7 protein-coding genes and 2 pseudogenes are annotated in these 4,207 nt (G+C 44.5%); 7 read left to right on the forward strand and 2 right to left on the reverse strand.

Annotation, left to right across the window (positions count from 1 at the left end; genetic code table 11):
• Positions 1-140: 140 nt before the first annotated feature.
• The 3 genes and pseudogenes from FU672_RS25345 to FU672_RS24600 form a co-directional block, all read left to right on the forward strand.
• Positions 141-346 (forward strand): annotated as a pseudogene (locus FU672_RS25345) (transposase); the annotation flags it as partial.
• Positions 347-502: 156 nt separating this feature from the next.
• Complete coding sequence (locus FU672_RS25350; protein WP_262349072.1) at positions 503-688, forward strand: HNH endonuclease; 186 nt, start codon at positions 503-505, stop codon at positions 686-688.
• 77 nt (positions 689-765) lie between these two features.
• Entirely contained in the window at positions 766-1,047 is a 282-nt protein-coding gene (locus tag FU672_RS24600) for a DUF3085 domain-containing protein (protein ID WP_187360855.1), read from the forward strand.
• A gap of 32 nt (positions 1,048-1,079) precedes the next feature.
• Here FU672_RS24600 and FU672_RS24605 read toward each other — a convergent pair whose 3' ends face one another.
• Positions 1,080-1,313, reverse strand: a complete 234-nt coding sequence (locus tag FU672_RS24605) for a hypothetical protein (RefSeq protein ID WP_148245207.1) — start codon at positions 1,311-1,313, stop codon at positions 1,080-1,082.
• Between the two features lie 152 nt (positions 1,314-1,465).
• Between FU672_RS24605 and FU672_RS24610 the strand changes: the two genes are divergently transcribed.
• Together FU672_RS24610 and nadS are read left to right on the forward strand one after the other, a co-directional pair.
• Positions 1,466-1,789: a type II toxin-antitoxin system RelE/ParE family toxin gene (locus tag FU672_RS24610; RefSeq protein WP_148245208.1), complete on the forward strand. Its 324-nt coding sequence runs from the start codon at positions 1,466-1,468 to the stop codon at positions 1,787-1,789.
• Between the two features lie 45 nt (positions 1,790-1,834).
• Positions 1,835-2,131, forward strand: coding sequence for a NadS family protein (gene nadS, locus FU672_RS24615; RefSeq protein ID WP_148245209.1), 297 nt, complete (start codon positions 1,835-1,837; stop codon positions 2,129-2,131).
• 193 nt (positions 2,132-2,324) lie between these two features.
• Here nadS and FU672_RS25355 read toward each other — a convergent pair.
• Positions 2,325-2,624, reverse strand: a pseudogene (locus tag FU672_RS25355) (arylsulfatase regulator).
• A gap of 151 nt (positions 2,625-2,775) precedes the next feature.
• Between FU672_RS25355 and FU672_RS24625 the strand changes: the two are divergent.
• On the forward strand, positions 2,776-3,642 hold the full coding sequence (locus FU672_RS24625) for a radical SAM protein (RefSeq protein WP_148245210.1): 867 nt from the start codon (positions 2,776-2,778) through the stop codon (positions 3,640-3,642).
• On the forward strand, positions 3,639-4,133 hold the full coding sequence (locus FU672_RS24630; protein WP_262349071.1) for a deoxynucleoside kinase: 495 nt from the start codon (positions 3,639-3,641) through the stop codon (positions 4,131-4,133). Before FU672_RS24625 ends, FU672_RS24630 begins: the two co-directional genes overlap by 4 nt.
• The last annotated feature ends 74 nt before the right edge of the window (positions 4,134-4,207 follow it).

Consider the following 4,207-nt stretch of genomic DNA (forward strand, 5'->3'; position numbering starts at 1 on the left):
TTCTGTGTGCATTTTTATGGTGACAGCCCTGGTGGAGACTGTAAACGAGATTGTGTAATTGCCTGTTTTTGATATGTTCTTCCTGACAACGGAAACAGGCACATTATGACGAAAGGAAACTCAAGGCACTCGCTGCCGAACTGGCTAAAGGCCTTAAACCGAAGCCGATCTCAATGCGTTTTCTCGAATGCTGACTAAGCTCACCGTCGAAACAGCATTGAATGCCGAGCTCGGTCACGAGAAAAATGTCCCCAAAGCAGGCTCGAATACCCGCAATGGCTACTCGTCTAAAACGCTGCTTTGTGATGATGGCGAGATCGAGCTAAACGCGCCGCATGACCGTAAGCGTCGTTGGAACCACGCAGATCACTGTGTGGTTCCAACGACGCTTACTATTAAAATCAAAACGATAGCGAATCCCTATTTACCCGAATGGGAAGAGTATTTTGAAAAGCGACTGGATTATGCTCTAAAAAATACTCACAGCGGGAAAAAGAAAGTGATGATTCTCTGGAACAAGCAGGACAAGCGATGCCCGAAGTGCAAACAGTACATTACTCATGAAACGGGATGGAATATTCATCATAAAGTTCATCGGGTTATGGGGGGCGGAGATCAGCTTAGTAACTTAGAACTGTTACATCCAAACTGCCATCAACAAGTACACAGTCGAGAAACTGGCTCCTGAGAGGGAGTTTACAAAGGCTTGAGCGGTATGCTGGGAAACTCGCACGTACCGTTCTTAGGGGGCGGTGGCACAGTAATGTGCTGCTGCTACCCGACTATGTTCTGTCATCCGAGGGGGAAAGTAAGGGCGGGCGGCGCACCGTTGCTTATGCTGAAGGCTATGATCCGGCTAAGTTTCCCGACGGTGGCGAATTATATGATGCCTGCGTCGATGCCGTTGGTGGCGACGATTTTGCCGAATCACTCCCTCTTACCGACGGCGTTCTGACTGCGTTAGCCGAAGGAAAACATGATTTGCAGATCGTCGTCACTGAAACTCAGATCCGTATTGATTTGGCTCCGGTCGGGAAGGCGTCATGAGTTAATCCGCGATGGCCGGTGGCGGAGGGTGGTCAGTCCGTTAGAGTGCCGAGAACCTGACAGATTTCCGCGCTGTTTTTACCTGACAGCGCGGGAAGCAATAAGGACAGTGTCAGCGACCGGGTGGCCAGTTCGACAATACGGTCTATAGCCTGTGATTTCTCGTAGGCTTTGTACGTTCGCAGGCATTTCCCAAGTTCTTCCGCTGCGCGCTCCTGATCCCAACCCATGCCTTTACGCCATAAACGCAGTTCATAACCTGTCATAAATTATCTCAGAAGGTGCAATTGTTGCACCATTTTATATTTTTATTTAGCAATCGTATATCGCTGTTTGTTCGTACCGAGTACGAACAAATGTTGTAATTCGTACTCGGTACGAATATAATAATCTCACGGTCAGCAAGGGACGAGCGTTAATGGAGTATCTGGAATTCATTGAGACCCCCGTATTTAGCAGGCGAAGAGCCGAACTGTTGCCAGATGATGACTTCAGAGCTTTACAAGAGCATCTTCTTAAAAACCATGATCTTGGCGATACAATCAGTAAAACTGGCGGATGTAAAAAAATCCGCTGGAGTCGTGAAGGCATGGGGAAGCGGGGGGGAGTAAGAGGTATTTATTACGTTATAACCAAATCGGGACGCCTTTATCTGCTACTGGTCTATCCCAAAAACGAAAAAGACGATCTGACTGAAGCCGAAAAAGCTGTCCTGAAATCGATAAGTCAGCAAATCGAATAACAAGCCCCCGCACTGCGGGGCATTATCTACCTGAGAGGGGTAATAATGAAAACTGAACTGTTTAATGATCTCGTTGAAAGCATGCAACAGATGGTTGCTATCGAGAAAGGCACGCTCTCTGTTCCGGCGGAAAACATCCATCGTCATCGACTGCCAGATGTAAAATCAATGCGCGAAGCGAGCGGTCTTAAGCAAAATGAATTTGCGGATGTAGTGGGGGTTTCTGCGTCTTTGCTTCAGAGCTGGGAACAGCATCGTCGTATTCCATCAGGTTCATCTCTAAAGTTGTTGATGATGATTGAACGTGACCCAGCTGTTATAGACTCACTGCGCACACTTTAAAATGAATTAAGTGTAATTATTGCACTTTTCTGAGCCGCTTTTCGAAGCGGCTTTTTCATGCGCGTTCGCCCTGGACGCGCTTTGAGCCCGCCCAGGGCGACGAAATACAACAGCCCGCTTGCAGCGCCCACAGGACGCGCCGCTCTTACTGGCCACTTTCGTGGCCGCTAAGGATGCCGTCCATGTTGGGGTTCTACGCCGGAACCGCCGAAATTTCCGACCTGTGATTTTTTGGAACCTCAATGACTCCATTAGCAATGCCATGAGCCAGTAACGCCATCCATTTTGCAAAGCAAAAAATCTAGGACATTGCAGGAAAATGTAATCCATATGTACTTTTTATGCACTGTCCATCACCCGTTTAAACGCCTCCATAATAGTCATAACAGCCTTGTAACAGCAGAGCACCACCATCCTTTGTTGAAGGAAATCTGCAGGCATAATCATGAACCATCTTGGGGTTGTAAGCCGGAGCCCAACAAAATTTTGTCATCGAGCAAGCTAAGCCGATCAGGGGTTTGAATTAAAACCATACTATATGTATGCCTATTCTTTAAAATCGTTCAATCAGAGAGTATGCTGTTCTAAAAACCTTCATATTTGCATGGTTATTGAGTTTCTTATCAACGGTCAGAGGACTCGTAATGGATATTAGCAGCCTGCTTTTGGATTTTAGAATAACCTCACACTGTGATCTTGGATGTGATCTGTGTTTCCGCAACCCCGGTATTCAGGATTCTTCTCTATCCAGTGCCCTTAATGTTATTGAACGCATGTATAGAATGGGTTTCCGTCGTATCGGTTTTACTGGTGGTGAACCAACGTCCAGAACGGACTTCATTAACCTGATTGAATACGCAAAACAGATGGGTTTCATGACCTATCTATCCACAGTCGGACATCGTTTCATAATGGATCATGAGCGGTTAAATCCGGTTCTGGACTGGGTGGGAATGCCAATTGACGGGATTGATAAGCGTGTCAATTCGGATATTCGCAGTGATAAAATGAGTAACCAGCACAGAGTTATCAAAAATATATTAACATGGCTCCCGAATAATAATAACCGCATTAATATCAAACTTACTACTGTGGTCTCTCAGTCAAATGTCAATCTGCTAAGTGATATTGTCAGCTGGGTGGAAGCACTTCCCTATAAAATCCAAGCTTGGCGATTTTACCAGTTCTGCCCCTTAGGCGTCGGGAAAGAAAAAAGAGATAAACTGGAAATCAATACAGATGTATTTACAGACAAAATGGAAATACTGAAAAAACAACATCCAGGCATGCCCATTAGCTGGGCCACCTTCGATGAGAGGGACAAAGCCAATGTTGTTATGGAACCAAATTTTGACATTATTATTCCCGACGGTGAGAACTACACCCTGTTGGGTAATATGCTAACAGACTCACCAGATAAAATTATCAATGCTATTTTTGGGAATAATGAAATCATGCGAAAATGTGAAAATAACCGTTTCTGGCTGGATGAAAGGGAGTTCACCGCATGAGATATAATTATCTTTTTATGGACCCCTGGTCAGCAGATAAAAAAGAAAAAAATCAGGAGAGGAAACCCCTATACATATGCTTATCAGGCAATTCTGGGGTAGGGAAAAGTACCCTTCTGAGACGACTGTCTATGTCTTTATTTAAGGATGATCCGTATACTATCGCTATAGACGAAAAAAGTGTCCACCATTCACTCCTTCCTTACCTGTTTGATGACACCATCAACTATGGTTATCTTATCCAGCTCAATTTTATGGTGCAGCGTGCGTTGATTATTAAATCCTGGCTGGACAAGGGATTTAATCTTGTTATGGAACGGTCCCATCTTGAAGATTATATATTTATCAAATTCATGTTGAAGGCTATATATATAAATAAGATACAGTATGATTCTTATATTAATCTATGGACAAGTATTAATGAATTGCTCACTGAGCCTGACATTATAGCTTTTATTGATTATTCTGTTGAACATTCACTCTCCCATTGATGTAGCCCCCTGAAACACCAGACAGTAGCTGTATCTCCAGATAAGAGATAGGCTTGAATATATGTCTAACACTA

This window comes from Enterobacter asburiae (assembly GCF_008080435.1).
In the GTDB taxonomy this organism is placed as follows: Bacteria; Pseudomonadota; Gammaproteobacteria; order Enterobacterales; family Enterobacteriaceae; genus Enterobacter; species Enterobacter asburiae_C.